This is a genomic window from Mesorhizobium sp. CA10 (genome assembly GCF_020165285.1).
Lineage (GTDB): Bacteria > Pseudomonadota > Alphaproteobacteria > Rhizobiales > Rhizobiaceae > Mesorhizobium.
Genome location: NZ_JAIUHV010000003.1, coordinates 104867 through 129524, shown reverse-complemented (window position 1 = coordinate 129524; position 24658 = coordinate 104867). Strand labels below are relative to the sequence as shown.

The window sequence follows — 24658 nt, the reverse complement described above, 5'->3', positions numbered from 1 at the left end:
TCGGGGTCCATGAAAGCGAGCGTGAGCGAAACGGTCTGGCGGTCGCCGGACCGAATGGCGCAAGCTAGCACAGCTGCGGATTCCAGTCGGTCCAAAGAAATCGACATGGCAGACTGATCGATCTAACATATAGCGACTAATCCCATCATTTCGACTGCAATTTTGATGATCGAAGACCAATTGGACCGCATTGACCGCAACATCCTGTCCGCGCTCGGGCGCGACGGTCGGCTTTCGATGTCTGAACTCGCTTTGAAGGTGGGCTTGTCGAAGACGCCGGTGCAGGCGCGCGTGAAGCGGCTGGAGAAGGACGGCTACATAAGAGGCTATCGCGCGGTCATCGACCGCGAGCGCATGGGCGAAGGCCATGTCGCCTTCGTCCAGGTGAAGCTATCGGACACGCGCTCGGCAGCGCTCGACGCCTTCAACCGCGCCGTTCAGGGCGTGCCGGAGATCGAGCAATGCCACATGATGGCGTCGAGCTTCGATTATCTGCTGAAGGTCCGCACCACCGACATTGCCGCCTACCGCCGGGTGCTCGGCGAGCGCATCTCCGCCTTGCCCCACGTCGCCCAGACGTCGACCTTCGTGGCGATGGAGACGGTGAAGGATCGCTAACCTACTCGGACAAGGTCTTGAGGAAAGCCACCAGCGCGGCCCGCTCGCGCTCGGACAGGTCGAGCGGGTGCACTTCGGAGACCCCTTCCACGCTGGGCGGCGCCTTCGAATAATGCGCCACCACCTCGTCGAGCGTCGCGAACTGCCCGGCATGCATATAGGGCGGCCGGTAAGCCGCGCCCCTGAGCGACGGCGTCTTGTAGGCGCGCGTGATCTGCGGACCGTCCTTCACCATGAAGCGCAGCTCGCGGCAGGCGCTTTCGTCGCCGTCGCGGAACTTGCCGAGGCAGTTGAAAGGATCGGCCTCGACCTGCGCCACGGCATCGACGCGCCCGCGGTCCGGCGGCAGGCCGTCGATCGGCGGCACGCCGGTGTTGTGGAAGGAGTTGTCGGTGAAGCGCGGGCCATTGTGGCAGGTCACGCAATTGGCCTTGCCGATGAACAGCTTCAGTCCGAGGATCTCTTCCGGCGAGAACGCCGCATTGCCTTCCGGCTTGGCGCCGGTGGCCAGATCGATGGCGAAGCGGTCGAAGCGCGTCTGCTCAGGCTCGATCGATCGCTCGAAGGCGGCGATCGCCTTGCCGATATTGGCGAAGACGCGGTTGACGTCGTCTTGCCGGCCGGCGGGCATGGCGTTCCACGCGGCCTTGTCGGCATCGCTGCCGAGCGGGCTGGCGTTGGCCGGCACCGCCGAAAGATCGGGCAGCGGTCCGAAGATGCGCTCATAGCGCTCGCCGAACCGCTTCTTGATGTAATGCGCGAAGGCGGCCCGGTTGCCGGCCTGCTCGAGCGGGTTTTCAAGCGGCGTCAGCGCCTGCGCCCACAGGCTGTCGCGCCTGCCGTCCCAGAAGAACCATGGATCGCGCGCCACGCCCGCCAGCGGCATCGTGCGGCGGTTGGTGTGGCCGACGCCGACCGCCTGCGGCAGGTCGTCCTGGAACTGACGGTCGATCTTGTGGCAGGTCGAGCAGGACACCGTGCCGTCGCGGCTCATGCCGGCATCGAAGAACAGCGTCGAGCCGAGCGCGGCAGCCGCCGGCACATCCGCATATTGGTTGGTGGTGTCGACTTTGAGCGAGGGCAGCGTGTTCAGCGCCAGCGACGCGATGGTTTTCTTCTCGGCGTCGCTGAACTGCGGCTCGCCGCAGCCGCCCAGCAAGGCGAGAGCGGCTAAAGCCAAGAGGCTCGCAACGCTGATCAGCCGCCTCATTGCCCGCTCACAAAACGATGTTGAAGACGACGGAATCGGAGCCCGCCGCCGCCGAGATACCGAAGTGCAGCTGCCACCAGCCGCTCATCGTGAACTTCACGCCGTCGATGCGGTAGCGCCCCTGGCCCAAATAGTCGGTCGCCTGCGGACTGGTCGGCAGGCCGTGATCGTGCCGCGGCATCCCGCCGGAAACGTTGATGGCCGCTCCTTCCACCGGCGCGCCGGCGGCGGTCTTCAGCGTCAGCAGCCAGGACTGCAGCTCGCCCTGCCGGACGACGCCGCGCTCCGGCTCGAAGCTCGCGACGAACAGGCCGTTCGCCGTCTTTTTCGAGCGCGACAGGTCCGGTCCGGGCGCCGACTGCGGCAGCGTCAGATAGATGGCGGCCACGATGCCGACCACCAGCGCGGCCAGACCGAGACCCGCAAGAATGTAACGCCATATCGATGCCAAGCCCGTTCCTCTTCGGCTGCTAACGTCGCGGGCGCCTTGTCGCGTCCCGCCCTGCCTGTGGGAAATCGCTTCTGGCGCAAAATTCGCCGGTAGCCAAGCATGGCGCTGCCGGCCGCAAAAAGCTACAGCAACAAGATGTTAGGAAGGGACAAGCCCGCATGGTCAATGGTATCGCATCGATCGGCGAATGCATGCTGGAATTGTCGGGCCAGGCCGGCCCGAACTGGCGCATGGGCTTTGCCGGCGACACCTTCAACACGCTCTGGGCGTTGCACGCCTTGAGCCCGGATCGGCCCGCGACCTATGTGACGGCCTTCGGCGACGATCCCTTCTCGCACGACCAGATCGCTTTCTTTGCCGAGAACGGCATCGGCATAGGCAACAGCCCGGTCATTGCCGGCGCGCGCCCCGGCCTTTACGCCATAACGCTTACAGGAGCCGAGCGCGCCTTCACCTACTGGCGAAGCGACGCGGCCGCGCGCCAGCTCGCCTCGGATCCGACAGCACTGGCAAAAAGCCTTGAAAACCAGGCGCTTGTCTATTTTTCCGGAATCACCCTGGCAATTCTGGACGCGGCGGCGCGCCAAACCCTCCTCTCGGCCGTGGCGACTGCCCGCAAGGCCGGCTCGCTCGTCGCCTTCGACCCGAATTACCGGCCGCGTCTGTGGCCGAGCCGCGAAGCGGCGCAGGCCGCGATCCTGGAAGCGCTTGCGGTGGCCAACATTGCGCTGCCGACTTTTCCGGACGAGCAGATGCTGTTCGGCGATGAGACCCCGGAGGTCACAGCCAAGCGCCTGGGCAAGCTGACCGGCGAGGTCGTGGTCAAGAATGGCGAGCAGCCGGCCCTGATTGCGCTGAACGGCGCTTCACAAGCTGTCGACGCGGTGCATGTGGCTGCCCCCGTCGATACCACGGGGGCCGGCGATTCCTTCAACGGCGGCTATCTCGCCGCCCGGCTTGCCGGCCACGCGCCTGCCGACGCGACACGCCGGGCGCACAAAGTCGCCGCCGCGGTGGTGCAGGTTCGCGGCGCGTTGGCTCCATTCGAGACGTTGAGAGCTGCATTCGACAGTTAAACAGCATCGAAGCTTAGGTAGCAATCACTTCAATACTGTAAAACCTTAAGGCAGACGGAACCGATATTCCGTCACCTGATGATAGATCTGCCCGGGCCACAGCGTCGCCTGCGGGAAATAAGGCCGGTTCGGCGCGTCCGGCCATGTCTGCGCTTCGAGGCAGAGGCCTGAAAACGCCTTGTAGCGGCGGCCGTCGAGCCCCGGCGATGTCGGCGCGACGAACTGACCGCTATAGAGCTGCAGTCCCGGTTCGGTGGTCCAGACTTCCATCTCGACGCCGGAATTGGCGCCTTGCACCCAGGCAGCCTGGTGCAGCGGACCACGGCTGGAGGCCAGGCAGTAATTCAGGTCGTAGCGAAGCTGCTCGCCTTCCATTTCCATGCGCAGCGGCCGCGCCTGCCGGAAATCGTAGGGCGTGCCGTCGACCGGCTTCACGACACCTGTGGGGATCATCTCATCATCGACCGGCGTGTAGGCGCCGGCGTTGAGCATCAGCCGGTGGTCGAGGATGTCGCCGGCGCCGCCGTCGTCGAGATTGAAATAGGAATGCTGCGCGAGGTTGCAGAGCGTCGGCTCCTCGCAGGTCGCGGTCAGCTCCATGCTGAGCGTGCCTGGGATCTTCAGCCGATACGTGCAGGTGACGTCGAGCGCGCCGGGAAAGCCCATCGCGCCGTCCGGATCGTGCAGCGTCAGCGTTACGAAATCGCGGCCATGCAGCGAGACGGCCCATGGCCGGCGGAAAAAGCCTTCCGAGCCGCCATGCAGCGTGTGCTTGCCGAGAAAATTCTGCTCGGTCTGGAAGCGGTTGCCGGCGATGGTGAAGCGGCCGCCGCCGATGCGGTTGGCGAAGCGGCCGACGACGGCGCCAAAGAAGGCGCGGTCGGTCTCGTAGGGCTCGAATCGGTCGTAGCCCAGCACCAGCGGCGCGTCATGGCCGCTCAGCCTGAGGTCCTGAATGATGGCGCCGAGCCCGATGATGTTGGCCGTGATGCCGCCGCCGCGAATGGTGAAGCGGCGCACGGCCTCGCCCGCCTGCGTCGTGCCGAAGACCTCGCCGTCTTTCATTGCCATGCCCGAAATGTCATTTCCGATCCGTGGATTTAGGCCGGCTGCGTATCATCCGGCAAGCGCAGGCTAAGGCAATTCCAGGAAAAGTGCGCAGCGGCTTTGCGCCAAGACAAGGCGATAGAGCAGTCCACCGTTGTCTGAAACGGTGGACTGCTGGGGGCGCCTGCCCCTGTTCCGGGAATCGATATCAGAGCCCGAGGCCGCCGAAGCAGGCATATTTGGTGTCGAGGTAGTCCTCGATGCCCTGATGCCCGCCTTCGCGGCCGAGACCGGATTCCTTGACGCCGCCGAACGGCGCCTCGGGCGTGGTGATCAGGCCTTCATTGACGCCGACCATGCCGTATTTCAGGCCTTCCATGACGCGGAAGGCGCGGCCGAGATCGCCGGTGTAGAAATAGGCGGCAAGGCCGAACTCGGTGTCGTTGGCCAGCGCGATCGCCTCTTCCTCGGTCTCGAACTTGAACACAGGCGCGATCGGCCCAAAAATCTCTTCCTTCATGAAGCGCATGTTCGGCGTGGCGCCAGAAATCACCGTCGGCTGGAAGAACGAGCCGCCCAGCGCATGGCGCTTGCCGCCGGCGACGACCTTGCCGCCCTTCGACGTCGCATCGGCGATGAATTCCTCGACCTTCTCGACCGCTTTCTCGTCGATCAGCGGCCCCTGCTGCACGCCTTCCTCGAGGCCCGAGCCGACCTTGAGGTTGTTGCTGGCGGCAGCCAGCTTCTCGACGAACTTGTCGTAGATGCCGGCCTGCACGAGGAAGCGGTTGGTGCACACGCAGGTCTGGCCGGAATTGCGGTACTTGGCCGTGATGGCGCCGGCAACGGCGCGATCGACATCGGCGTCGTCGAAGACCAGGAACGGCGCGTTGCCGCCCAGCTCCATCGACACTTTCTTGACCGTCGAGGCCGACTTCTGGATCAGGATCTTGCCGACCTCGGTTGAGCCGGTGAAGGTGATCTTCTTGACCAGCGGGTTGGCGCAGATCTCGTCGCCGATCTCGCCGGCAGAACCGGTGACAACGTTGACGACGCCTTTCGGGAAACCGACCTCCTCGACAAGCGCGCCCCAGGCGAGGCCCGAGTAAGGCGTCTGCGAGGCCGGCTTGACCACCGCGGTGCAGCCGGCGGCCAAAGCCGGGCCGATCTTGCGGGCAAGCATCGAGGACGGGAAATTCCACGGCGTGATGGCGGCGATGACACCGACCGGCTCCTTGGTCACCAGGATGCGGCGGTCGCCCCATGGCGACGGAACGATGTCGCCGTAGACGCGGCGGCCTTCCTCGGCGAACCAGAGGATATAGCTGGCGGCCGAGCCGATCTCGCCCTTGGATTCGGTGAGCGACTTGCCCTGCTCGATGGTCAGCAATTCGGCGAGCACGTCCTGATTGTCCATCATCGCGTCATGCAGCTTGCGCAGCAGCTTCGAGCGCTCGAGCGCGGTGGTCTTGCGCCAGGTCTTGAAGGCTTCCTCGGCGGCCTCGATGGCGCGGCGGGTCTCGGCCTTGCCGGCCTTAGGCACGGTGCCGATCTTGAGGCCGGTCGCCGGATTGTTGACGTCGATGGTCTGACCGCTGTCGGCCTGCACCCATTCACCATTGATGAGGTTGGCCTGGCGCATGAAATGGCTGGTTTTCTGAAGCATGGTCTGGCCTCCGTTCGGCGCGCTGATCGGCCGTTTTTCTGGATATCCGTTGAAGCGTGCTTCAAGAGCCGCACGCCGGCGCATTGCTCTTACCTAGGGAAAGGCGGGCAAGCAATCACAAGATGGCATATAGGGGTTGGGCAGCAAAAGCGAGCCGCCTTCAGCGGCTCTATCCGAAGACGTGGATCACCACCGTCAGCCAGAACGACGTGGTTACCACCGCGCTTGCGGTGGCAAGCGTCATCTGGTTCGAGGCCAGCGCCTGGCCGGTGTTGAACTGGACGGCGATCAGATAGGAGTTGATGCCCGAAGGGAGTGCCGCAACCACCACCGCGACCTTGGCCGTCAGCGGCGGCAGGCCGAGCAGCCAGACGAAGGCCAGCACCAGCGCCGGCATCGCGAACAGTTTCAGCACCGACAGCGCCAGCGCCGGCCTGATATTGCCGGAGATGCCGAAGCGGCGCAGGCTGAGCCCCATGGCGAACAGCGCCACCGGACCGGCCGTGTCCGCGAGCGTATTGACCAACCGTTCGACCAAGTCCGGCAGCGGCGCGCCGGTGAGGCGCCAGGCGAGCCCCACCAGGATGCCGATGATCAGCGGATTGAGGAACAGGCGCCTGAGGAAGTTTTTGACGACGCGCAGCGGATGCACCGTCTCGCCGCTGCCGCGCCCGAACATCTCGAACAGCACGATCGAGGCCATCATCATGATTGGCAGGTGGACCGAGACCAGCAGTGACAGCACCTCGAAGCCGCTGGCGCCGAATATGCCGAGGACGAAGGGCGCGCCGAGCAGCACCACATTGGAATAAGCCGAGGACACGCCGCCGACGATGCCCGCGCGTGCATCTCGCTTGAAAACGCGCGTCATCATCAGATGGCCCGTGGTCCAGGTGATGGCGGCGGCCGCAAAATAGGCGCCCCACAGCGACCAGGGCGTTACGCCGTGGAAATCCGATTTGACCATGGTCCGGAAGAGCAGCAGTGGCATCGCCACGCTGACGGCGAATTCCGAAATGCCCTCCCCGCTCGCCGGCTTCAGATAGAGGGTGAGCCCGGTCAGATAGCCGAGCGCCACAAGGCTGAAGACGAAGAGGACGGTTTCGGTAAGCGGAGTCATTTCTTGGGCGGAGACATTTTTCCCGTGATAGGCGGGCCCTGACTGCGGTGCAATCGCACCGAACGGAACGGCGCTCCATTTGCTCTGCTGCCCCGCTGCTTGTCTTTCGGCCTGCTTTGCGGTCCCTATATGCCAATCACCACCTTGCCTTTGCGGGCTGCCATAGGACTTCCGATGCTGCGACTTGCCCTGGCGCTCTTCCTGCTTGCCGTTCCCACCCTGGCTCACGCGACCGACGCGGGCTGGGCGTTGCTGCGCGACGGCGGCCATGTCGTTCTGCTTCGCCATGCCTTCGTCACCGGAGCTGCCGACCCGGCCAATTTCGACATCGGCAATTGCGCCACGCAGCTCAACCTGTCGGAGCGCGGCAAGCAGCAGGCAAGCCGCATCGGCGCGCTGTTCGCGGCGCGCTCGGCGCCGATCGATCACGTACTCTCCAGCCGCTACTGCCGCTGCCTCGATACTGCCCGCATCGCTTTCGAATCCGAGCCGCAGCCCTTCGCGCCCCTCGACCTGCTGAAAACCGACCCGGCCGAGAAGGCCGCGCAAATGGCCGCGATCATGAAGGAGATCCGTGGCTATTCCGGCTCCGATAATCTGGTGCTGGTCACGCATGTGGAGAACATCGAGGCGCTCACCGGCGTAGCGCCGCGCGAGGGCGAGGCCGTGGTGGTGGCGCCGGACGGTGATGGTCTCAAGGTGCTGGGACGGGTCACGTTCTAAGACGCCGCGCCCGCCGGTGTTGCCGAAATGCAACTCCCGCAAGAAGCCGCAAATCCGCCGCGACAATGCCGCTTGCGACAACCCGTCGCAGGGTCTATAGGCGCGCTCCCGGTCACGAAAACCGAAGCGAGCACAACGGTTGGAGCTTTCGTCTCCGCCCGCGCAGCCGGCTCTGCCGCGCTGTGTGCGGCGCCGTTTCGGGTGTTGGGATCGCCGATGTAGCTCAGAGGTTAGAGCGCCGGATTTAGGTCCGGAGGTCGAGGGTTCGAGTCCCTTCATCAGCACCACGGATAGCTCAGTTGGTAGAGCATCAGATTTGTCATCTGACTGTCGAAGGTTCGATTCCTTCTCCAACGGCCTGATAAGCCGACACCATCAGGTGGTGTTATCCAAACGGTCCGGGGACCGGAATGCGAGGATTTCACGGACGGCAAGGCTTCGGCCTCGCCGGGCGGTGACATTCTGCGCCATCGGCTCGCGGCCAGGTTCGCGGTGACGATCAAGGCGCGGCGCGGCCGGCAAAGGAAGCTTCGGCTTCCGGCGCCCGCTTCGCCGCCCCGCGATCCGCTCCCACGGGCCCGCCACGCGCCGATGCCACCGGTCCCCGGATCATTCGTGCCCAGGACAGTACGACGACGTGAAACGAGAAACGAAAGGATGATCGACGCATGACGTGACGCCTCACATGGGGCCATGCCCGACAGGAGTAAGACAATGAAGACCATTCTCGAAAAGGCTCTTGGACGCCAGCGCGTCCTGGTGAAGGAAAGTGAACGTGCCGTCACCCTCTACAAGGGTGAGATCCAGGCGATCCTGATGCCGGGCGAGCATTGGCTCGCCAACCGGCGCGGCAACCTGGAAATCTCCAGGCACGACCTGAAGAACCCGGAATTCGTTTCGGCTTACGAGAAGGCGTTGTTCGACAAGCTCCCGGATGTGGCCGCGCGTCACCTCACCGTCATCCGCACCGGGCGTACCGACGTCGCCGTCGTCGAGCGCGACGGCGCCTTGCATGCCGTGCTCAACCCGGATCGCAAGCTCGTGCTGTGGACGGATGCCGGCCCGTGGAAGGTCACGTCCGTCGACACGGCGGCCGATCTCGCCGTCGATCCGGCCTTGATGCGCCGGATCGGCCAGGCCCGGAAGACGGAACATGTGTTCCTCTATCCGGTCGTGGACGGCCAGGTCGGGTTGCTGTTCGTGGATGGCGTCTACACCCGCACGCTTGCCGCGGGTGTGCACGCCTTCTGGAATGTCGGGCGCATGGTCCAGGTGAAGGTTGTCGACGTCAAGCGCCAGTCGCTCGATGTTGCCGGGCAGGAAATGCTGACCAAGGACCGCGTGACGATCCGCGTCAACATCGCCGCCGAATACCGGGTCGTCGATCCGGTGACGGCGGTGAGCACGGTGAAGGACTTCTCCGAAGCCCTCTACCGCGCCCTGCAGTATGCCTTCCGCAAGACGCTTGGCGCGCTCACGCTCGACCAGATCCTCGACAAGAAGGTCACGGTCGACGAGGACGCGGCTGCCAAGGTGCGCGACGACATGGCCGTGATCGGCGTCGAGGTCAGCGATATCGCTCTCAAGGATGTGATCCTGCCGGGCGACATGCGCGAGATCCTCAACCAGGTGGTTTCGGCCGAGAAGCAGGCCGAGGCCAACGTCATCCGCCGCCGCGAGGAGACGAACGCCACCCGTTCGCTGCTCAACACGGCCAAGGTGATGGCCGAGAACCCGGTGATGCTGCGACTGAAGGAGCTCGAGGCTCTCGAGGCCATCGCCGGCAAGGTCGAGCGGCTCACCGTCCACAACGGAACGGGCGGGTTGCTCAACGACCTGGTCAAGCTCCGCGACTGATGCATGTCGCCCAAAGTGGTTCCGGCTTTGGGAAGACGGCATGCGAAACAAAAGCTGACGCCGCGTCAAATGGGAGGGGCCGCCGGGCAGGCCGGCGGCCCCTCTTGCGCTCCCAAAGCCCACATCCCATCTGCCCCGGCGCGTCAGGCCTTTTCCTGCCGGGAAAAACCGATTAGACAGCGCCCAAACAAGATGCGGACAGATTCCGCCCGCAACCGAAGGAAGAGCCCTTGTCCACCACGTTCGAGAAAGTCGCCAAAATCATTGCCGACACCAGCGAGATCGATATCGACACCATCACGCCCGAGAGCCACACGATCGACGATCTCGGCATCGACAGCCTCGATTTCCTCGACATCGTCTTTGCCATTGACAAGGAATTCGGCATCAAGGTGCCGCTCGAGAAGTGGACGCAGGAGGTCAATGACGGCAAGGCCTCGACCGACGACTACTTCGTCATGAAGAACCTGTGCGCCAAGATCGACGCGCTGGTCGCGGCCAAGGCCGCCTGAGCCGGCTCGGGCGCGGTCTTGACGCGCCCCGCCAGCTGACCCACAACAGCCGCCCATGAGTTCTCACGACGTCGTCATCACCGGCATCGGCCTTGTCTCTTCGCTTGGAGAGGGCCCTGATGCGCATTGGCAGAAGCTCACCCGACCGGGCCTTGAGCCGGTGCTCGAGGCAGAGCGCTTCGCGCCCTACACCATCCATCCCCTGCCCGAGATCGACTGGAACCTGCAGATCGCCAAGCGCGGCGACCAGCGTCAGATGGAAACCTGGCAGCGTCTCGGCACCTATACCGCCGGCCTGGCGCTCGACGATGCCGGCATCAAGGGCAGTGACGAGCTTTGCGCCACCATGGACATGGTGGTGGCGGCCGGCGGCGGCGAACGCGACGAAGCCGTCGATGCCGCGATCCTTGCGGCCTCCGAAAGCCGCAATGACCGCGACGTGCTGCTCAACGAGAAGCTGACCACGGAACTGCGGCCGACTTTGTTCCTCGCCCAGCTCTCCAACCTGCTCGCCGGCAACATCTCGATCGTCCACAAGGTCACCGGTTCGTCGCGCACCTTCATGGGCGAGGAAGGCGCCGGCGTCTCGGCCGTCGAGACGGCGGCCGCGCGCATCCGCTCGGGACAGTCGACCCATGTTCTGGTCGGCGGCGCCTTCCAGACCGAGCATTCCGACATGCTGCTCGGCTACGAGCTTGCCGGCTACCTGCATCGCGGCCCGTGGAAACCGGTCTGGCAGCGCCAGGGCTCGGAAGGCGGCGGCGTGGTCACGGGCTCCGGCGGCGCCTTCCTGGTGCTCGAGCAGCGCGAGCACGCAAAAAACCGCGGCCGCAAGATCTACGCCGAGCTTGGCCATGTCGTCTCCGGCCGCGCCAGGCGCCGGCAAGGCGAGTTGAATTCTGAGATTGCTGCGCTGCTGAAGCAGGCTGCCCTTCCCGACGGCGATCTGCTGACGGTTTCCGCCGCCTCCGGCGCCCACGCCGCCACGGCGGCCGAAAAGGCCGTTCTCGATGCCAACCCGGCTTTGGCTGTGCGCGCCTTCTCGACGCTGACCGGCCATATGAAGGAGGCTCAATTCCCCTTTGCGGTTGCGCTCGCGGCAATGGCCGTCGATCGCGGGGCCGGTTATCCTGCCTTCGATGCCACGGTGGAGCGCTCATTCGAAGGCACCCCCAATTCCGTTCTTGCAACCGCGATCGGCTATCACCAATTCGAAGGCCTGGGGCTGGTTAAAGCCGCTTAGATCGGTTTTTCGCAATTCCCGGGCGGAAAACCGCTACATACCTTTCCTGGAATTGCTCGATAACGAGGCAAGACAAAGCATGGCCAATCTTCGCGACCACATGGGCAGGCCTATCGTCGCCGTTACCGGCATCGGCGTTGTGACCTCGCTCGGCGTCGGCAAGGCCGACAATTGGGCGGCGCTGACCTCGGGCAGATCCGGCATCCATCCGATCACCCGCTTTCCGGTTGACCACCTCAACACCCGCATTTCCGGCATGGTCGACTTCCTGCCGTCGAGCTCGAAGGGCGCCAGCCACCTCACCTACGAACTGGCCGAGACGGCGGCCCAGGAGGCCGTCTCGGAAGCTGGTCTGGAATCCGGCGATTTCGGCGGCCCGCTGTTCCTGGCCTCGCCGCCGGTCGAGCTCGACTGGATCGACCGCTTCTCGCTCTATAATTCCGACAAGCAGGACGCCGGTGCCGAAAGGTTGCTGCGCGTGGCGCGCGGGCTGAAGGAGCTGGATGTCTTCGAGACCACGCAGTTCGGCTCGATCGCCGATCGCCTGGCCGACCGCTTCGGCACGCGTGGCCTGCCGATCACCCTGTCGACCGCCTGCGCCTCGGGCGCCACCGCCATCCAGCTTGGGGTCGAGGCGATCCGGCGCGGCGAGTGCGACAAGGCGCTGTCGATCGGCGCCGACGGCTCGGCCACCGCCGAAGCGCTGATCCGCTTCTCGCTGCTCTCGGCCCTTTCCACCCACAATGATATCCCCGAAAAGGCCTCAAAGCCCTTCTCCAAGGATCGCGACGGCTTCGTGCTGGCTGAAGGCTCCGGCGCGCTGGTGCTGGAATCGCTAGAAGGCGCCCTTGCGCGCGGCGCGACGATCCTCGGCATCATGCGCGGCTGCGGCGAAAAGGCCGACGATTTTCACCGCACCCGCTCCAAGCCCGACGGCTCGCCGGCGATCGCGGCGGTGCGCGCCGCTCTTGCCGATGCGGGCCTTGGCGAAGACGAGATCGACTACGTCAATGCTCACGGCACCTCGACGCCCGAGAACGACAAGATGGAGCACCTGTCGCTGTCCACCGTCTTCGGCGAGCGCATCGGCTCGATGCCGATCTCGTCGAACAAGTCGATGATCGGCCACACCCTGTCGGCCGCCGGCGCGGTGGAGGCCGCCTTCTCGCTGATGACCATGCGCGAAAGCGTCATCCCGCCGACGATCAATTACGACAATCCCGATCCGGCCATCGTGCTCGACGTCGTGCCGAACAAGAAGCGCAACGCCGAAGTGGGCACGGTTTTGTCGAATTCCTTCGGCTTCGGCGGCCAGAACACCTGCCTTGTCATGGCGCGGGAACCGGTCTAAGCGGACTTTTCCGCTCTTACAGACCCGACAGGCCACATGCGCGCATTGCAACTTATCGAGGACCGCCGCCTTGAAACGGTGGACCTGCCGCCTCCCCCGCCGCCTTCGCTGGGCGAAGTGACGCTCCGCATCAAGGCGGTGGCGCTCAACCATATCGACGTCTGGGGTTGGCGCGGCATGGCGTTTGCCAAGCGCAAGCTGCCGCTGGTCGTCGGCGCCGAGGCCGCCGGCGAGGTCGAGGCGGTCGGCCCCGGCGTCTCCAACCTGCTGCCGGGACAATTGGTGTCGATCTACGGCGCGCGCACCTGCGGGCTTTGCCGCGCCTGCCGCGAAGGCCGCGACAATCTCTGCGAGCATGTTTCCGGCGTCCATGGCTTCCATCTCGACGGCTTTGCCCAGGAAAAGATCAACCTGCCGGCGCGTCTTCTGGTGCCCGCGCCTCCCGGCGTCACCGAGATCGGCGCGGCGGTCGCGCCTGTCACCTTCGGCACGGTCGAGCACATGCTGTTCGACAACGCCAGGCTGGAACCAGGCGAAACCATCCTCGTCCATGCCGGCGGCTCCGGGATCGGCTCCGCTGCCATCCAGCTCGCAAAGAAGATGGGCTGCACTGTCATCACCACGGTCGGCTCGAACAACAAGATCGACAAGGCCAAGGCGCTTGGTGCCGACCATGTCATCAACTACCGCGAGGACCGTTTCGAAGGCGTCGTGCGCAAGCTGACCAGGAAGAAGGGTGTCGATGTGGTGTTCGAGCATGTCGGCGCCGACACCTTCGCCGGTTCCATGCTGTGCTTGAAGCGCGGCGGCCGTCTCGTCACCTGCGGCTCGACCTCGGGCGTGTCGACGCAGGTCAACCTGATGCAGCTCTTCCAGCAGCAGCTGAAGCTGCTCGGCTCCTTCGGCTGCCGCATGGAGAACATGGCCAACGCCATGCAGAAGATGGCGGCCGGCCTCGTTGCGCCGGTCATCGATACCGAAGTCGGCTTCGACGACATCGACGCCGCGCTGAAGCGCATGGAAGGCCGCGACGTCTTCGGCAAGATCATCCTGCGCGTTTCCTAAGACAGGATGGTCGGCAAGGTGTTCAGGAAAGCCCGCCGGGACTTCATGTTCCGCTACGGCCGGCGGCTGCGCCAGCTGGAGCATTGGCTGGTCGCCAAGCTCGCCATCGTGTTGCTCTCGCTGCTGCGGCTTCTGCCGCCGGACAGCGCGCTCAACTTCGCCGACCGCGTCGCCCGCCGCATCGGCCCGATGGTCGGGCGCCACCGCGTTGCGGTCAACAATCTGCGCCTTGCCTATCCGCAAAAGAGCGACGCCGAGATCGAAGCCATCGCGCGCGACATGTGGGGCAACATGGCCCGCCTTGCCGCCGAATACATCTTCCTCGACGCGCTGTTCGACTTCGATCCGAACGCTTCGAAGCCGGGCCGGGTCGAGGTAGGCGGCGTCGAGCATTTCCACGAGATCGCCGGCGAGACGAAGCCGCATATCCTGTTCACCGGCCATCTCGGCAATTTCGAGCTGCTGCCGGTGGCCGCGGCCACCTTCGGCATGAACATCACGGCGCTGTTTCGCCCGCCAAACAACCCCTATCTCGCCGATTACATCCACTCGACGCGCCGCTCCTCGATGGGCGCCCTGCTGCCCTCCGCCGCCGGCGCGTCCTTCGCCCTTGCCGCCATCCTCGAAAAGGGCGGCAATATCGGCGTGCTTGTCGATCAGAAATTCTCGGGCGGCGTAGACACGACCTTCTTCGGCCGCCCATGCCAGAGCAACCCGATGCTCGGCATGCTGGCCCGCCACTATGACTGCGATGTCTATCCCGCCCGCTGCGTCAGGCTGCCGGGCAACCGCTTCCGCCTGGAAATCGAGGACAGGCTGACCTTGCCGCGCACCGAAGGCGGTAGCGTCGATGTCAGCGCCACCACCCAGCTGCTCACCGATGTGGTCGAGCGCTGGGTGCGTGAGGACCCCGGCCAGTGGATGTGGTTCCACAAGCGCTGGGAAATCAGCGGCCGTCGCCGCAAGCGCGGACAGTCGAAGGCGACAGTCGGCCTGTAACCGGTCGGCCCGCCGACCAGGCTCAGTTGGTGACGACGATCCGCGTGTTGCCGTAACCGACTTCCTTGACCATCGAATAGAAGGTCGCGGCGTTGGACGGATGCAGGCGCACGCAGCCATGCGAGGCCGGGCGCCCGAGATTTCTTACCGACCCGGTGCCGTGAATGGCGTATCCGCCATGGAAGAACACCGAATAGGGCATCGGCGAGTTGTCATACTTGCGCGAATACCACATCCGGGCGGTCCATTGCGGCCGGTAGCTGCCGCGCGGCGTGAAATAGCCCTTGCGCGCGGTCGACACGCTCCAGCGATAGACCACCTGGCCGTATTTGCTGACGGTCATAGTCTGTGACGAGACGTCGATATTGGCCACCAGCGCGGCCGCCCGGCTTGCGATGGACATGCCGAACAACGCGGTTGCCAGCACGGTTGCCGTAAGAACGAACTTTTTCATGCGATCAAACCCCTTTGATTGCCCCTGCCATTCGCACGGTTCTTCCATCTTTTTGCCGGCAGATGCGTTAAGTACCACACACTCCTTGACGAATCCGCCAATGCAATGCGGTGGATTTGAACGATTTTCGCGGTATAGTTGCTGCCGCACCACGCACCCTCTGAAGTTTAGGCGAGGCGTTGGTCCATGCTTCGGTCGTTGTGTGGCAATGAGCGACTGGTCGCTTGCAAAAGTGCTGCGTTCCTTCTTCAATCCGCCGGATGAATGAACGACTTCTCAAGGCGGTCGAGGATCGGGCCGACGACCTCGTTGCGCTGACCGCCGACCTGATCCGCTTTCCGACCGTAAACCCGCCGGGCGAAGCCTACCGGCCATGCGCCGAGTTTCTCGGCGCGCGCCTGAAGAAACTCGGCTTCGAGACCGAGTTTATTCGTGCCGAAGGCGCGCCAGGCGACAGCGACCGCTACCCGCGCGTCAACGTCATTGCCCGTTTCGAGGGCAGCTCGCCCGGCCCCTGCGTGCATTTCAACTCGCACATCGACGTGGTCGAGGCCGGCGACGGCTGGACCGTCAATCCCTTCGCCGGCGTGGTGAAGGACGGCAAGGTCTATGGGCGCGGTGCCTGCGACATGAAGGGGGGCCTGGCTGCCTCCGTCATCGCCGTCGAAGCCTTCGTGGAAGTCTATCCCGATTTCCCCGGCGCCATCGAGATATCAGGCACAGCGGACGAGGAATCGGGCGGTTTCGGCGGCGTCGCCCATCTGGCGAGGCTCGGCTATTTCTCGAAGCCGAAAGTCGACCACGTCATCATCCCCGAGCCGCTGAACAAGGATCGCATCTGCCTTGGCCATCGGGGCGTCTGGTGGGCCGAGATCGAGACCAAGGGCGAGATCGCGCATGGCTCGATGCCGTTCCTCGGCGACAATGCAGTACGCCACATGGGCGCCGTCCTGCGGGCCTTCGAGGAGGAATTGTTCCCGGCGCTCGACCGCAAGATGACGCGCATGCCGGTGGTTCCGGAAGGCGCCAGGCGCTCGACCATGAACATCAATTCCATTCATGGCGGCCAGACCGAGGATTTCCGGCCGGGGCTTCCCTCGCCCAACGTGCCCGATTGGTGCCGGCTCACCATCGACCGGCGTTTTCTGCTCGAAGAAGACATCGCCGCCGTCAAAGGCGAAGTCACCGGCATCCTCGAACGGCTGAAACGCGAGCGCGAGAAATTCGACTACGAGATCCGCGATCTGATGGAGGTGCTGCCGCTGATGACGGAGCGCGACGCGCCGGTGGTGAAGGCCGTCGCGAAGGGCATCATGGAGGTCTTCGACCGCGAACCGGATTATGTGATCTCGCCCGGCACCTACGACCAGAAGCATGTCGCGCGCATCGGCCACCTCTATGACTGCATCGCTTATGGCCCGGGCATTCTCGACCTCGCCCACCGGCCGGACGAATGGGTCGGCATCGCCGACATGTTGGAATCGGCCAAGGTGATGGCTATCGGCCTCAATGTGCTCTTGCGCGGTACAACCGGCTGATCCGCAAAAACATTCCGCCTGGCGCCGCCCGGCAGCACGAAACGCAATTTACTCGCAGGCCAAATCACGCTTCTATCCGCCAGCTTGAGCGCATTTTGAGCAAATGGGAGTTCAGCGATGAAATTGTGGAAGACCATCCTGGCCGCGGCTGTGCTGTCGCTTGCCGCCGCCACGTCGGGCTTTGCCGCACGCACCGACCTCACGCTCGGCATCGTGCTCGAGCCGCCGCATCTCGATCCGACCGCCGGCGCGGCCGCGGCCATCGGCGAAGTCACCTATGCCAATGTCTTTGAAGGGCTGACGCGCATTGGCGACAACGGCCAGGTTCAGCCCGGTCTCGCCGAGAGCTGGGCTGTCTCCGACGACGGCAAGGTCTACACGTTCAAGCTGCATTCGGGCGTGAAGTTCCACGATGGCTCGGCCTTCAGCGCCGACGACGTGAAATTCTCGCTGGACCGGGCGCGCGCCAAGGATTCGCTTAACCCGCAAAAGCCGCTCTTTGCGCATATCACCGATGTCACGGCGGTCGATCCGGCGACGGTGAAGGTCACGCTCGACGGTCAGCAGGGCGATTTCCTCTATGACATGGGCCAGGTTGCGGCGGTGATCGTGGCGAAGGGGTCGGCCGACGGCAACAAGGACAAGCCGATCGGTACCGGTCCGTTCAAGTTGGATCATTGGGCCAAGGGTTCCGAGATCACGCTGGTCAAGAATCCGGACTACTGGGGTACGCCCGCTGCGCTCGACAAGGCGACATTCCGTATCGTGCCGGACGCGGCCGCGGCTGTCCCCGCATTGCTCTCGGGCGACATCCAGGCTTTCGCCAACATGCCCGCACAAGACGCGCTCGAGCAACTCCAGTCCGATCCGCGCTTCAGCGTCGTGATCGGCTCGACCGAGGGCGAGACGATCCTGTCGATCAACAACAAGAAGCCGCCCTTCGACAAGCTTGCGGTGCGGCAGGCGCTAGCCTCCGCGATCGATCGCAGCGCCATCATCGCCGCGGCCTCGAACGGTCTTGGAAAGCCGATCGGCTCTCATTTTTCGCCAGGCGACGCGGGCTATGTCGATCTCACTGGCGTCTATCCGCACGACATCGCTAAGGCCAAGGAATATCTGAAGGAAGCGGGGCTGGAGAACGGCTTTTCGGCCACGATCAAGCTGCCGCCCGTCCCCTACGCACGCGACGGCGGCCAGGTGATTCAGTCCCAACTGAAGGAGATCGGGGTCAATCTGCAGATCATTCCGGTCGAATGGGCCGAGTGGCTGAGCCAGGTCTTCACCAATAAGGACTACGACCTCACGATTGTTTCCCATGTCGAGCCAAACGACATCGATATCTATTCGCGGCCCGGCTACTATTTCCAGTATGACAATCCGAAGTTCAACGATCTCATCAAAGAGCTCGGCACCACGGTCGACAAGGACAAGAGGTTGGAGCTGCTGGGCGAGGCGCAGAAGATTCTCGCGCACGACGTGCCCGCCGTCTACCTGTTCGAGCTGCCCAAGATTGGCGTCTGGGATGCCAAGCTGCAGGGCATGTGGACGAACTGGCCGATCGAGGCTGACGATCTGACCAAGGTGAAGTGGACGGATTGAGGCCGGCGCGATCGCCCGATCGCCTCCCATGACCGCCTATCTCCTGAAACGCATCATCATCGCCGCACTCACCCTGGTGCTGGCCTCGATCGTGGTGTTCGCGGTCATGGAGGTCCTGCCCGGCGACCCGGCGCGCCTGATGCTGGGCCTCAATGCCAGCGCCGATCAGGTCGAGGTGCTGCGCAACCAGATGGGGCTGAACGCGCCGCTGGTGCTGCGCTATCTCCACTGGGCGGCAGGCTTGCTCAGCCTCGATTTCGGCCGCTCCTACACCTATTCGGTGCCCGTCATCGACCTGGTGCGCGAACGCGTCGTCGTCTCCCTGCCGCTGGCGCTGATCGCGCTGGCGCTCTCGACCATCATCGCCATTCCGGTCGGCGTGTTCTCGGCCAGCCGTCAGGGCCGCGCGGGCGACACGCTCGTCATGGGCGCGGCCCAGATCGGGGTCGCGGTGCCGAATTTCTGGTTCGCGCTGATGCTGATCTACCTGTTTGCCGTCTGGCTCCGGCTGGTGCCGGCCGGCGGCTTTCCGGGCTGGGGGGCCGGTATCTGGCCGGCGCTGAAATCCCTGATTCTGCCGGCCATCGCTCTTGCGCTGCCGCAGGCGGCGATCCTGGCGCGCGTCGCCCGCTCCGCGCTGATCGAGGTGCTCAACGAGGACTATATCCGCACCGCGCGCGCCAAGGGCCTGCCCTACCGCGCCGTGCTCTGGCGCCACGCGCTGCGCAACGCCATGATCCCGGTGCTCACCATCCTCGGCCTGCAATTCGCCTTCCTGCTTGCCGGCACCATCATCATCGAGAATGTCTTCTACTTGCCAGGCCTCGGCCGGTTGATCTTCCAGGCGATCACCCAGCGCGACTTGATCGTGGTCGAGAGCATCGTCATGCTGCTGGTCGCCGCCGTGATCGTCATCAACCTCATTGTCGATTTCTCCTACGCCCTCGTCGACCCGCGGCTAAGAGCAATTCCAGGAAAAGTGCGTAGCGGTTTTCCGTCCGGAATTGCGCCAAAACAAATACTGAGAGCGGTTCAGCGGTTCCGCGAAACGCGGAACCGCTCGAGAGGCCGGCAATGACCCTGCGCGTCGACCTGCCCGAAGAAACGCTTGCCGGCGTGCTGGCCAAGGCCTTCGGCAACCGCTCCTTCCTGATCGGCTTGATCATCACGCTGCTGGTTGTGGCCGTCGCGCTCCTCTCCTTTGTCTGGACGCCTTACGACGTCACCAGGCTGGTGATCGCCGACAAGACGCAGGCGCCCTCCTGGGCGCACTGGTTCGGCACCGACCATTTCGGCCGCGACATCCTGTCGATGATCATGGTCGGCGCCCGCAACTCGATCGCCGTGGCGCTGGTCGCGGTCGGCATCGGCATGGGCATCGGCGTGCCGCTCGGCGCCGTCGCCGCGGCGCGCGGCGGATTGATCGACGAGGCGCTGATGCGCCTCAACGACCTAGTCTTTGCCTTTCCGGCGCTGCTTTCGGCAATCATGATCACCGCGATCTTCGGCCCGGGCGCCGTCAACGCCATCATCGCCATCGGCATCTTCAATATCCCTGTCTTCGCGCGTGTCGCCCGCGCGGGCGCGCTGGCCATCTGGCCCCGCGAATTCATCCTTGCCGCGCGCGCCGCCGGCAAGGGCATGACACAGATCACCGTCGAGCACATCCTGCCCAACATCGCGACGCTGCTGCTGGTCCAGGGCACGATCCAGTTCGCGCTGGGCATCCTCGCCGAAGCCGGGCTTTCCTATGTCGGCCTCGGCGCCCAGCCGCCGATGCCGAGCTGGGGCCGCATGCTGTTCGACGCGCAGACGCGCATGGTGACCGCGCCCTGGATGGCGATCTTCCCCGGCATGGCGATCGTGATCACCGTGCTTGGGCTGAACCTGCTCGGCGACGGCATTGCCGACATCCTCGATCCGAAATCGCGGCGGCGTAGATGAACCTGCTCGAGATAAAAAACCTGTCGCTTTCGATCGGCGATACGCCGATCCTGAAAGGCGTCGAGCTGACAATCGCACCGGGCGAGGTCGTGGGCCTCGTCGGCGAATCCGGCTCCGGCAAGTCGATGACGGCGCTGACAATCATGCGGCTGCTGCCGCATCTGGCCCGCGCCGAGGGCCGCGTCGCCTTCGACGGCATCGACATCCTCGGCGCGAGCGAGGACCAGATGTGCGCCTTGCGCGGCGACGATATCGGCATGGTCTTCCAGGAGCCGATGACGGCGCTCAACCCGGTCAAGACGATCGGCGAACAGGTCGCCGAAGGCATCCGCTGGCACACCAAAGCGAGCCGCGCCGAGGCCGAGGAGCGCGCGCGAAAAATCCTCGACCGCGTCGGCCTGCCCGAGGCCAAATTCCCGCTGTCGCGCTACCCGCACGAACTGTCCGGCGGCCAGCGCCAGCGCGTCGTCATCGCGATCGCCTGCGCGCTGAAACCGAAGCTGCTGATCGCCGACGAGCCGACGACGGCGCTCGACGTGGTGCTGCAGGCGCAGATTCTTGATCTTTTGCGCGACCTGGTCAGCGAGAACCGCATGGGGTTGCTGCTCATCTCGCACGACCTCGCCGTGGTGACCGAGATGGCCGATCGCCTGATCATCCTGCGCAACGGCGAAGTGATGGAAGCCGGCGACACCGCCCGGACCTTGTCGGAGCAACAGCATCCCTACACGCGCGAGCTGGCGCTGGCCTCCACGCACGTGCCGGCGCGCCCGAAACCGCACCTTGCCGGATCGGCAAAACCCTTGCTCGAAGTCCAGGGCGTCGGCCGGAACTATCCGGGGCGGCGCAAATCGCTATTCCGGCCGGCACAACCGATCCGCGCCGTCGACGATGTCTCGCTCACCATCGAGCCCGCGCAATCGGTGGCGCTCGTCGGCCGCTCGGGCTGCGGCAAGTCTACGCTTGCCCGCATGATCCTCGCCTTGGACAAGCCAACGGCGGGCACGATCCGCTTTCGCGGCGAGCCCATCACCGGCAAGCCGGAGTCGACACTAAAGCCGGCCCGGCGCGACATGCAGGTGGTGTTCCAGGATCCTTACGGCTCCTTCGACCCGCGCCAGAAGGTCGAGAAGCTGATGGCCGAGCCGCTGCATCTTCTGGAAAAGCAGCCGGCAAAGGCCGAGCGCCGCGAGATGGTCGCGCATGCGCTGCATGAAGTCGGCCTTAGCCAGCGCGACATGGACAAATACCCGCATGAATTCTCCGGCGGCCAGCGCCAGCGCCTGTCGATCGCCCGCGCCATCATCACCCGTCCGAAGCTGGTAGTGGCCGACGAGCCGGTATCGGCGCTGGACGTCTCGATCCGCGCCCAGATCCTCGACCTTTTCGCCGAGCTCAACCAGAAGCTCGGCATCGCCTATCTCTTCATCACCCATGACCTGACGGTCGCCCGCGCCATGGCGGACGAGGTGCTGGTCATGCATGAAGGCAAGATCGTCGAACGCGGCCGGGCGGCCGAGGTGCTCGACCATCCGCGCTCAGAGGCGGCGCAGGCGCTGGTCGCGGCGGCACCCGACCTTCACCGCGCTATCGCGCGCAAAATGCAGGAACAGGGGTGAGCCAACTTCCTTGCTTGAGGCAATTCCCGACGAAGGCTATGGCGAAGTCGCCGAGCCTAAACGCGCCACCCTTTTCCTGGAATTGCTTCAGCGCTCCGGCTTCACCAAATCGACGGGGCTGATGTCGAGCAGGTCGAGCGTGCGGCGCAGAAGCTTCACCTCGCTCTCCGCCAGCTTGGAATCGGCCTTGGCGATCTCAGCCATGTGGCGCGCAAGCAGCTTCCGGCGCTCGACATCGAGGTCGCGGAACAGCGCGATCGCCTGCGAGCCGTTGGTCTCGTAGCCATAATCGTTGAGATATTCGATGACACTGTCGATGCTGGCCTCCGGAATGCCGAAGGCTTCCTTGCAGATATGCCGGAAGACGACCATCTCGCTCTCCGAGACCGAGCCGTCGGCCAGGATCATGCGGAACAGCATCAGCAATTCCGCCGACAGCACAGGGTCGTCCGCCACCTTGCGCACACCCGGGTCACCGTCGAAGATCGAACGTATCTGGTCGAGCAGCGCCATCGCCACCAAGCTCCCTTTGCGAGTCTGATCTGATTGTTAGCGTGGAATCGCTCTTGCGCAAACGGGGCGAGCATGATGGAAGCTGCGGCTCCCTCCCTCGCCTCACTCCCTGCCCGATGATCGACCTTACCCTGCAGTCCGTCTTCATACTCACTGCCGCCGCTTTTGCGGCGGGTTTTGTCGACTCGATCGCCGGCGGCGGCGGGCTGATCACCATCCCGGCGCTGCTGCTCGCCGGTTATTCGCCGGTGGCAGCACTTGGCACGAACAAATTGCAGGGCATGTTCGGGTCCGGCTCGGCTACCATCCACTACGCCGCCAAGGGTCAGGTCGACCTGCGTCGCCAGCTGCCATCCGCCGCGCTGGCGCTTGCCGGCGGCGCGGTCGGGGCGCTTTTGGCGACCGTCGTGCCGGGCGATTTCCTGCGTGCCCTGCTGCCGCTGCTGCTGATCGCCATCGCGCTCTATTTCGCGCTGAAGCCGAACATGGGCGACGTCGACCGCGCCGAGCGGCTGTCGCCCTTCCTGTTCGGAATGAGCGTCCCGCCGCTGATCGGCTTCTATGACGGGCTCTTCGGTCCCGGCGCCGGCTCCTTCTACATGCTCGCCTTCGTCACCCTCGCCGGCTACGGCGTGCTGAAGGCGACGGCGCACACCAAGCTGCTCAACTTCGCCTCCAACATCGGCGGCTTCGTCGTCTTCGCCGCCGTCGGCGTCATCGACTGGAAGATCGGCCTGATGATGGGCGTGGCGCAGTTCATCGGCGCCCGCGTCGGCGCAAGCCTGGCCATCCGCATCGGCGCGAAGCTGATCAAGCCGCTGCTGGTGGTCGTGTGCATGGCGCTCGCGATCAAGCTATTGGCCGACCCCGCCAACCCGCTGCGCCAACTGTTTGGTGTGTGAGGGCTCCTGCTGGTAGAGTTCTGGTGTTGCGAATCATGTTGGAGGGACCAGACATGAATCTCAGTGCGCCCACCCAGATCGTGTTCATTATTTCGTTGGTTATTGCCGCCATCGGCCTTCTCGCCGCGCTTGGCGTTCTCGCATTCATTCCGCTTGCGTCCGTTTGGATCATGCTTATCGCCTACATCGTGCTCGCCGCCGGCTGTTTGATGCGCGGCACCTGAGCACAGCATTCTCAGGCAACTCGGAGCGCCCGGCCCTGCCGGGCGCTTTTGATTTTCGAGGGGGTGTTCTGCTAGGCTCGGATCATGTCCGACGAGCCAGAGCGCCATCGCCAGGATAACCGCTCTCCCGCCCTCCATTTCGAGATGGTGCGGCGCAAGCCTGCCACCTCGCTCGCGGGCATAGTCACGGATATCTGCGGCTATCGCGAGACCCGCCTCGGCCATGTCCGCATCGTCGAATATGCTTCGCTGACCGTGCCGCTGGTGATCAGCTTCGCCGAAGCCTTTGCCATTGGGCTCGGCCACAGCCCGGGCGACAATGACCGCTACGCCAGCTTCGCCGCCGGCCTCTATGCCGGGCCGGTCATGATCGAATCTTTTGGCGGCGCCTGCTGCGTTCAGGTCAATTTCACCCCGCTTGGCGCCAGGCAGTTCTTCGGCCTGCCGATGAGCGAGTTGCGCGATCGCATGGTCGGGTTGGACGATGCGCTGGGCTTTGACGGCATCGCATTGCGCGAACGGCTCGGCGAGGCATCGGATTGGAACGCGCGCTTCGACATTGCCGAGGGATTCATTACCAGCCGCCTTGTCGAGGCGAATGCGCTTTCACCGGAAATCGCCTGGGCCTACAGGGCGGTCATTGCGTCAGGCGGCCGCACCCGCATTTCGACGCTCGCCGGCGAGATCGGCTGGAGCCGCAAGCATCTGGCGGCGAGATTCACCGACGCGATCGGCATCGGCCCGAAGACATTGTCGCGCATCGTGCGCTTCAACCGGGCGCTCTCGCTGTCCAGGCGGCAGGACGATGACTGGGCCGGCATCGCCGCCGATTGCGGCTACGCCGACCAGGCGCATCTGGTGCGCGAGTTCCGTCAGTTGGCTGGCGAAACGCCGACCGGTCTCGCGGCGTCGATGTAGGCCTGACCC

Annotated in this window: 24 protein-coding genes and 2 tRNA genes; 19 read left to right on the top strand and 7 right to left on the bottom strand. The window is 64.6% G+C overall.

What is annotated here, in order from left to right; translation table 11 throughout:
- The first annotated feature begins 165 nt into the window (after positions 1-165).
- Entirely contained in the window at positions 166-618 is a 453-nt protein-coding gene (locus LB535_RS07590) for an Lrp/AsnC family transcriptional regulator (protein ID WP_126060325.1), read from the top strand.
- Between the two features lies 1 nt (position 619).
- Here the strand turns inward: LB535_RS07590 and LB535_RS07585 are convergent, their stop codons facing one another.
- The gene (locus LB535_RS07585; protein ID WP_224631757.1) at positions 620-1828 is read right to left on the bottom strand and encodes a cytochrome-c peroxidase; all 1209 of its coding nucleotides are present in this window, start codon (positions 1826-1828) and stop codon (positions 620-622) included.
- A 7-nt stretch (positions 1829-1835) separates the two neighbouring features.
- Positions 1836-2279 (bottom strand): FixH family protein, encoded by a 444-nt coding sequence (locus LB535_RS07580; RefSeq protein ID WP_224631756.1) that lies wholly within the window; start codon positions 2277-2279, stop codon positions 1836-1838.
- 158 nt (positions 2280-2437) lie between these two features.
- On the opposite strand from LB535_RS07580, the gene LB535_RS07575 reads away from it, so the two are divergent.
- A complete protein-coding gene (locus tag LB535_RS07575; RefSeq protein WP_224631755.1) occupies positions 2438-3355 on the top strand; it encodes a sugar kinase in 918 nt (305 codons plus the stop codon).
- Between the two features lie 45 nt (positions 3356-3400).
- Here LB535_RS07575 and LB535_RS07570 read toward each other — a convergent pair whose 3' ends face one another.
- From LB535_RS07570 to LB535_RS07560, 3 genes are all read right to left on the bottom strand, one after another.
- Positions 3401-4426, bottom strand: a complete 1026-nt coding sequence (locus LB535_RS07570) for an aldose epimerase family protein (RefSeq protein WP_140846155.1) — start codon at positions 4424-4426, stop codon at positions 3401-3403.
- 184 nt (positions 4427-4610) lie between these two features.
- The gene (locus tag LB535_RS07565; RefSeq protein WP_224631754.1) at positions 4611-6068 is read right to left on the bottom strand and encodes an NAD-dependent succinate-semialdehyde dehydrogenase; all 1458 of its coding nucleotides are present in this window, start codon (positions 6066-6068) and stop codon (positions 4611-4613) included.
- A 169-nt stretch (positions 6069-6237) separates the two neighbouring features.
- Positions 6238-7188, bottom strand: a complete 951-nt coding sequence (locus LB535_RS07560; RefSeq protein WP_224631753.1) for an AEC family transporter — start codon at positions 7186-7188, stop codon at positions 6238-6240.
- Between the two features lie 174 nt (positions 7189-7362).
- Between LB535_RS07560 and LB535_RS07555 the strand changes: the two genes are divergently transcribed.
- The 9 genes from LB535_RS07555 to LB535_RS07515 all read left to right on the top strand — a co-directional run bounded on the left by LB535_RS07555 (position 7363) and on the right by LB535_RS07515 (position 14938).
- Positions 7363-7911: a histidine phosphatase family protein gene (locus tag LB535_RS07555; protein WP_224609313.1), complete on the top strand. Its 549-nt coding sequence runs from the start codon at positions 7363-7365 to the stop codon at positions 7909-7911.
- Positions 7912-8123: 212 nt separating this feature from the next.
- A tRNA-OTHER gene (locus LB535_RS07550) sits at positions 8124-8198 on the top strand.
- Position 8199: 1 nt separating this feature from the next.
- A tRNA-Thr gene (locus tag LB535_RS07545) sits at positions 8200-8265 on the top strand.
- A gap of 360 nt (positions 8266-8625) precedes the next feature.
- Complete coding sequence (locus tag LB535_RS07540) at positions 8626-9768, top strand: slipin family protein (protein ID WP_224631752.1); 1143 nt, start codon at positions 8626-8628, stop codon at positions 9766-9768.
- A 230-nt stretch (positions 9769-9998) separates the two neighbouring features.
- On the top strand, positions 9999-10280 hold the full coding sequence (locus LB535_RS07535; protein WP_027167184.1) for an acyl carrier protein: 282 nt from the start codon (positions 9999-10001) through the stop codon (positions 10278-10280).
- 55 nt (positions 10281-10335) lie between these two features.
- The gene (locus tag LB535_RS07530) at positions 10336-11523 is read left to right on the top strand and encodes a beta-ketoacyl-ACP synthase (protein ID WP_224631751.1); all 1188 of its coding nucleotides are present in this window, start codon (positions 10336-10338) and stop codon (positions 11521-11523) included.
- Positions 11524-11602: 79 nt separating this feature from the next.
- Positions 11603-12874 carry a beta-ketoacyl-ACP synthase gene (locus LB535_RS07525; RefSeq protein ID WP_095764965.1) on the top strand — a complete coding sequence of 424 codons (1272 nt, stop codon included), beginning with the start codon at positions 11603-11605 and terminating at the stop codon, positions 12872-12874.
- Positions 12875-12910: 36 nt separating this feature from the next.
- Positions 12911-13939: a zinc-binding dehydrogenase gene (locus LB535_RS07520; protein ID WP_224522664.1), complete on the top strand. Its 1029-nt coding sequence runs from the start codon at positions 12911-12913 to the stop codon at positions 13937-13939.
- A gap of 6 nt (positions 13940-13945) precedes the next feature.
- A complete protein-coding gene (locus LB535_RS07515; protein ID WP_224631750.1) occupies positions 13946-14938 on the top strand; it encodes a lipid A biosynthesis lauroyl acyltransferase in 993 nt (330 codons plus the stop codon).
- 22 nt (positions 14939-14960) lie between these two features.
- Here LB535_RS07515 and LB535_RS07510 read toward each other — a convergent pair whose 3' ends face one another.
- Entirely contained in the window at positions 14961-15392 is a 432-nt protein-coding gene (locus LB535_RS07510) for a L,D-transpeptidase (protein ID WP_224631749.1), read from the bottom strand.
- Positions 15393-15652: 260 nt separating this feature from the next.
- Here LB535_RS07510 and LB535_RS07505 point away from each other — a divergent pair, with 260 nt between their 5' ends.
- The 5 genes from LB535_RS07505 (at position 15653) to LB535_RS07485 (ending at position 22092) form a co-directional block, all read left to right on the top strand.
- A complete protein-coding gene (locus tag LB535_RS07505; protein ID WP_224631748.1) occupies positions 15653-16930 on the top strand; it encodes an acetylornithine deacetylase/succinyl-diaminopimelate desuccinylase family protein in 1278 nt (425 codons plus the stop codon).
- A gap of 117 nt (positions 16931-17047) precedes the next feature.
- Positions 17048-18529 carry an ABC transporter substrate-binding protein gene (locus LB535_RS07500; RefSeq protein ID WP_224631747.1) on the top strand — a complete coding sequence of 494 codons (1482 nt, stop codon included), beginning with the start codon at positions 17048-17050 and terminating at the stop codon, positions 18527-18529.
- A 28-nt stretch (positions 18530-18557) separates the two neighbouring features.
- Entirely contained in the window at positions 18558-19607 is a 1050-nt protein-coding gene (locus tag LB535_RS07495) for an ABC transporter permease (protein ID WP_224631746.1), read from the top strand.
- A complete protein-coding gene (locus LB535_RS07490) occupies positions 19604-20473 on the top strand; it encodes an ABC transporter permease (protein ID WP_224631745.1) in 870 nt (289 codons plus the stop codon). The genes LB535_RS07495 and LB535_RS07490 overlap by 4 nt, the downstream gene beginning before the upstream one ends.
- Positions 20470-22092 (top strand): ABC transporter ATP-binding protein, encoded by a 1623-nt coding sequence (locus LB535_RS07485; protein WP_224631744.1) that lies wholly within the window; start codon positions 20470-20472, stop codon positions 22090-22092. Before LB535_RS07490 ends, LB535_RS07485 begins: the two co-directional genes overlap by 4 nt.
- An 87-nt stretch (positions 22093-22179) precedes the next feature.
- Here the strand turns inward: LB535_RS07485 and LB535_RS07480 are convergent, their stop codons facing one another.
- Complete coding sequence (locus tag LB535_RS07480; RefSeq protein WP_140846168.1) at positions 22180-22611, bottom strand: TerB family tellurite resistance protein; 432 nt, start codon at positions 22609-22611, stop codon at positions 22180-22182.
- 110 nt (positions 22612-22721) lie between these two features.
- On the opposite strand from LB535_RS07480, the gene LB535_RS07475 reads away from it, so the two are divergent.
- From LB535_RS07475 to LB535_RS07465, 3 genes are all read left to right on the top strand, one after another.
- Complete coding sequence (locus LB535_RS07475) at positions 22722-23507, top strand: TSUP family transporter (protein ID WP_224631743.1); 786 nt, start codon at positions 22722-22724, stop codon at positions 23505-23507.
- A 53-nt stretch (positions 23508-23560) separates the two neighbouring features.
- The gene (locus LB535_RS07470) at positions 23561-23731 is read left to right on the top strand and encodes a hypothetical protein (protein ID WP_224631742.1); all 171 of its coding nucleotides are present in this window, start codon (positions 23561-23563) and stop codon (positions 23729-23731) included.
- Between the two features lie 84 nt (positions 23732-23815).
- Positions 23816-24649 carry a helix-turn-helix domain-containing protein gene (locus tag LB535_RS07465; RefSeq protein ID WP_224631741.1) on the top strand — a complete coding sequence of 278 codons (834 nt, stop codon included), beginning with the start codon at positions 23816-23818 and terminating at the stop codon, positions 24647-24649.
- The last annotated feature ends 9 nt before the right edge of the window (positions 24650-24658 follow it).

Bases quoted from the DNA above. Each gene is read 5' to 3' on its own strand.
- LB535_RS07590 (WP_126060325.1), top strand. From the start codon at position 166: ATGATCGAAGACCAATTGGACCGCATTGACCGCAACATCCTGTCCGCG.
- LB535_RS07585 (WP_224631757.1), bottom strand. From the start codon at position 1,828: ATGAGGCGGCTGATCAGCGTTGCGAGCCTCTTGGCTTTAGCCGCTCTC.
- LB535_RS07575 (WP_224631755.1), top strand. From the start codon at position 2,438: ATGGTCAATGGTATCGCATCGATCGGCGAATGCATGCTGGAATTGTCG.
- LB535_RS07570 (WP_140846155.1), bottom strand. From the start codon at position 4,426: ATGGCAATGAAAGACGGCGAGGTCTTCGGCACGACGCAGGCGGGCGAG.
- LB535_RS07565 (WP_224631754.1), bottom strand. From the start codon at position 6,068: ATGCTTCAGAAAACCAGCCATTTCATGCGCCAGGCCAACCTCATCAAT.
- LB535_RS07560 (WP_224631753.1), bottom strand. From the start codon at position 7,188: ATGACTCCGCTTACCGAAACCGTCCTCTTCGTCTTCAGCCTTGTGGCG.
- LB535_RS07555 (WP_224609313.1), top strand. From the start codon at position 7,363: ATGCTGCGACTTGCCCTGGCGCTCTTCCTGCTTGCCGTTCCCACCCTG.
- LB535_RS07540 (WP_224631752.1), top strand. From the start codon at position 8,626: ATGAAGACCATTCTCGAAAAGGCTCTTGGACGCCAGCGCGTCCTGGTG.
- LB535_RS07530 (WP_224631751.1), top strand. From the start codon at position 10,336: ATGAGTTCTCACGACGTCGTCATCACCGGCATCGGCCTTGTCTCTTCG.
- LB535_RS07525 (WP_095764965.1), top strand. From the start codon at position 11,603: ATGGCCAATCTTCGCGACCACATGGGCAGGCCTATCGTCGCCGTTACC.
- LB535_RS07520 (WP_224522664.1), top strand. From the start codon at position 12,911: ATGCGCGCATTGCAACTTATCGAGGACCGCCGCCTTGAAACGGTGGAC.
- LB535_RS07515 (WP_224631750.1), top strand. From the start codon at position 13,946: ATGGTCGGCAAGGTGTTCAGGAAAGCCCGCCGGGACTTCATGTTCCGC.
- LB535_RS07510 (WP_224631749.1), bottom strand. From the start codon at position 15,392: ATGAAAAAGTTCGTTCTTACGGCAACCGTGCTGGCAACCGCGTTGTTC.
- LB535_RS07505 (WP_224631748.1), top strand. From the start codon at position 15,653: ATGAATGAACGACTTCTCAAGGCGGTCGAGGATCGGGCCGACGACCTC.
- LB535_RS07500 (WP_224631747.1), top strand. From the start codon at position 17,048: ATGAAATTGTGGAAGACCATCCTGGCCGCGGCTGTGCTGTCGCTTGCC.
- LB535_RS07495 (WP_224631746.1), top strand. From the start codon at position 18,558: ATGACCGCCTATCTCCTGAAACGCATCATCATCGCCGCACTCACCCTG.
- LB535_RS07490 (WP_224631745.1), top strand. From the start codon at position 19,604: ATGACCCTGCGCGTCGACCTGCCCGAAGAAACGCTTGCCGGCGTGCTG.
- LB535_RS07485 (WP_224631744.1), top strand. From the start codon at position 20,470: ATGAACCTGCTCGAGATAAAAAACCTGTCGCTTTCGATCGGCGATACG.
- LB535_RS07475 (WP_224631743.1), top strand. From the start codon at position 22,722: ATGATCGACCTTACCCTGCAGTCCGTCTTCATACTCACTGCCGCCGCT.
- LB535_RS07470 (WP_224631742.1), top strand. From the start codon at position 23,561: ATGAATCTCAGTGCGCCCACCCAGATCGTGTTCATTATTTCGTTGGTT.
- LB535_RS07465 (WP_224631741.1), top strand. From the start codon at position 23,816: ATGTCCGACGAGCCAGAGCGCCATCGCCAGGATAACCGCTCTCCCGCC.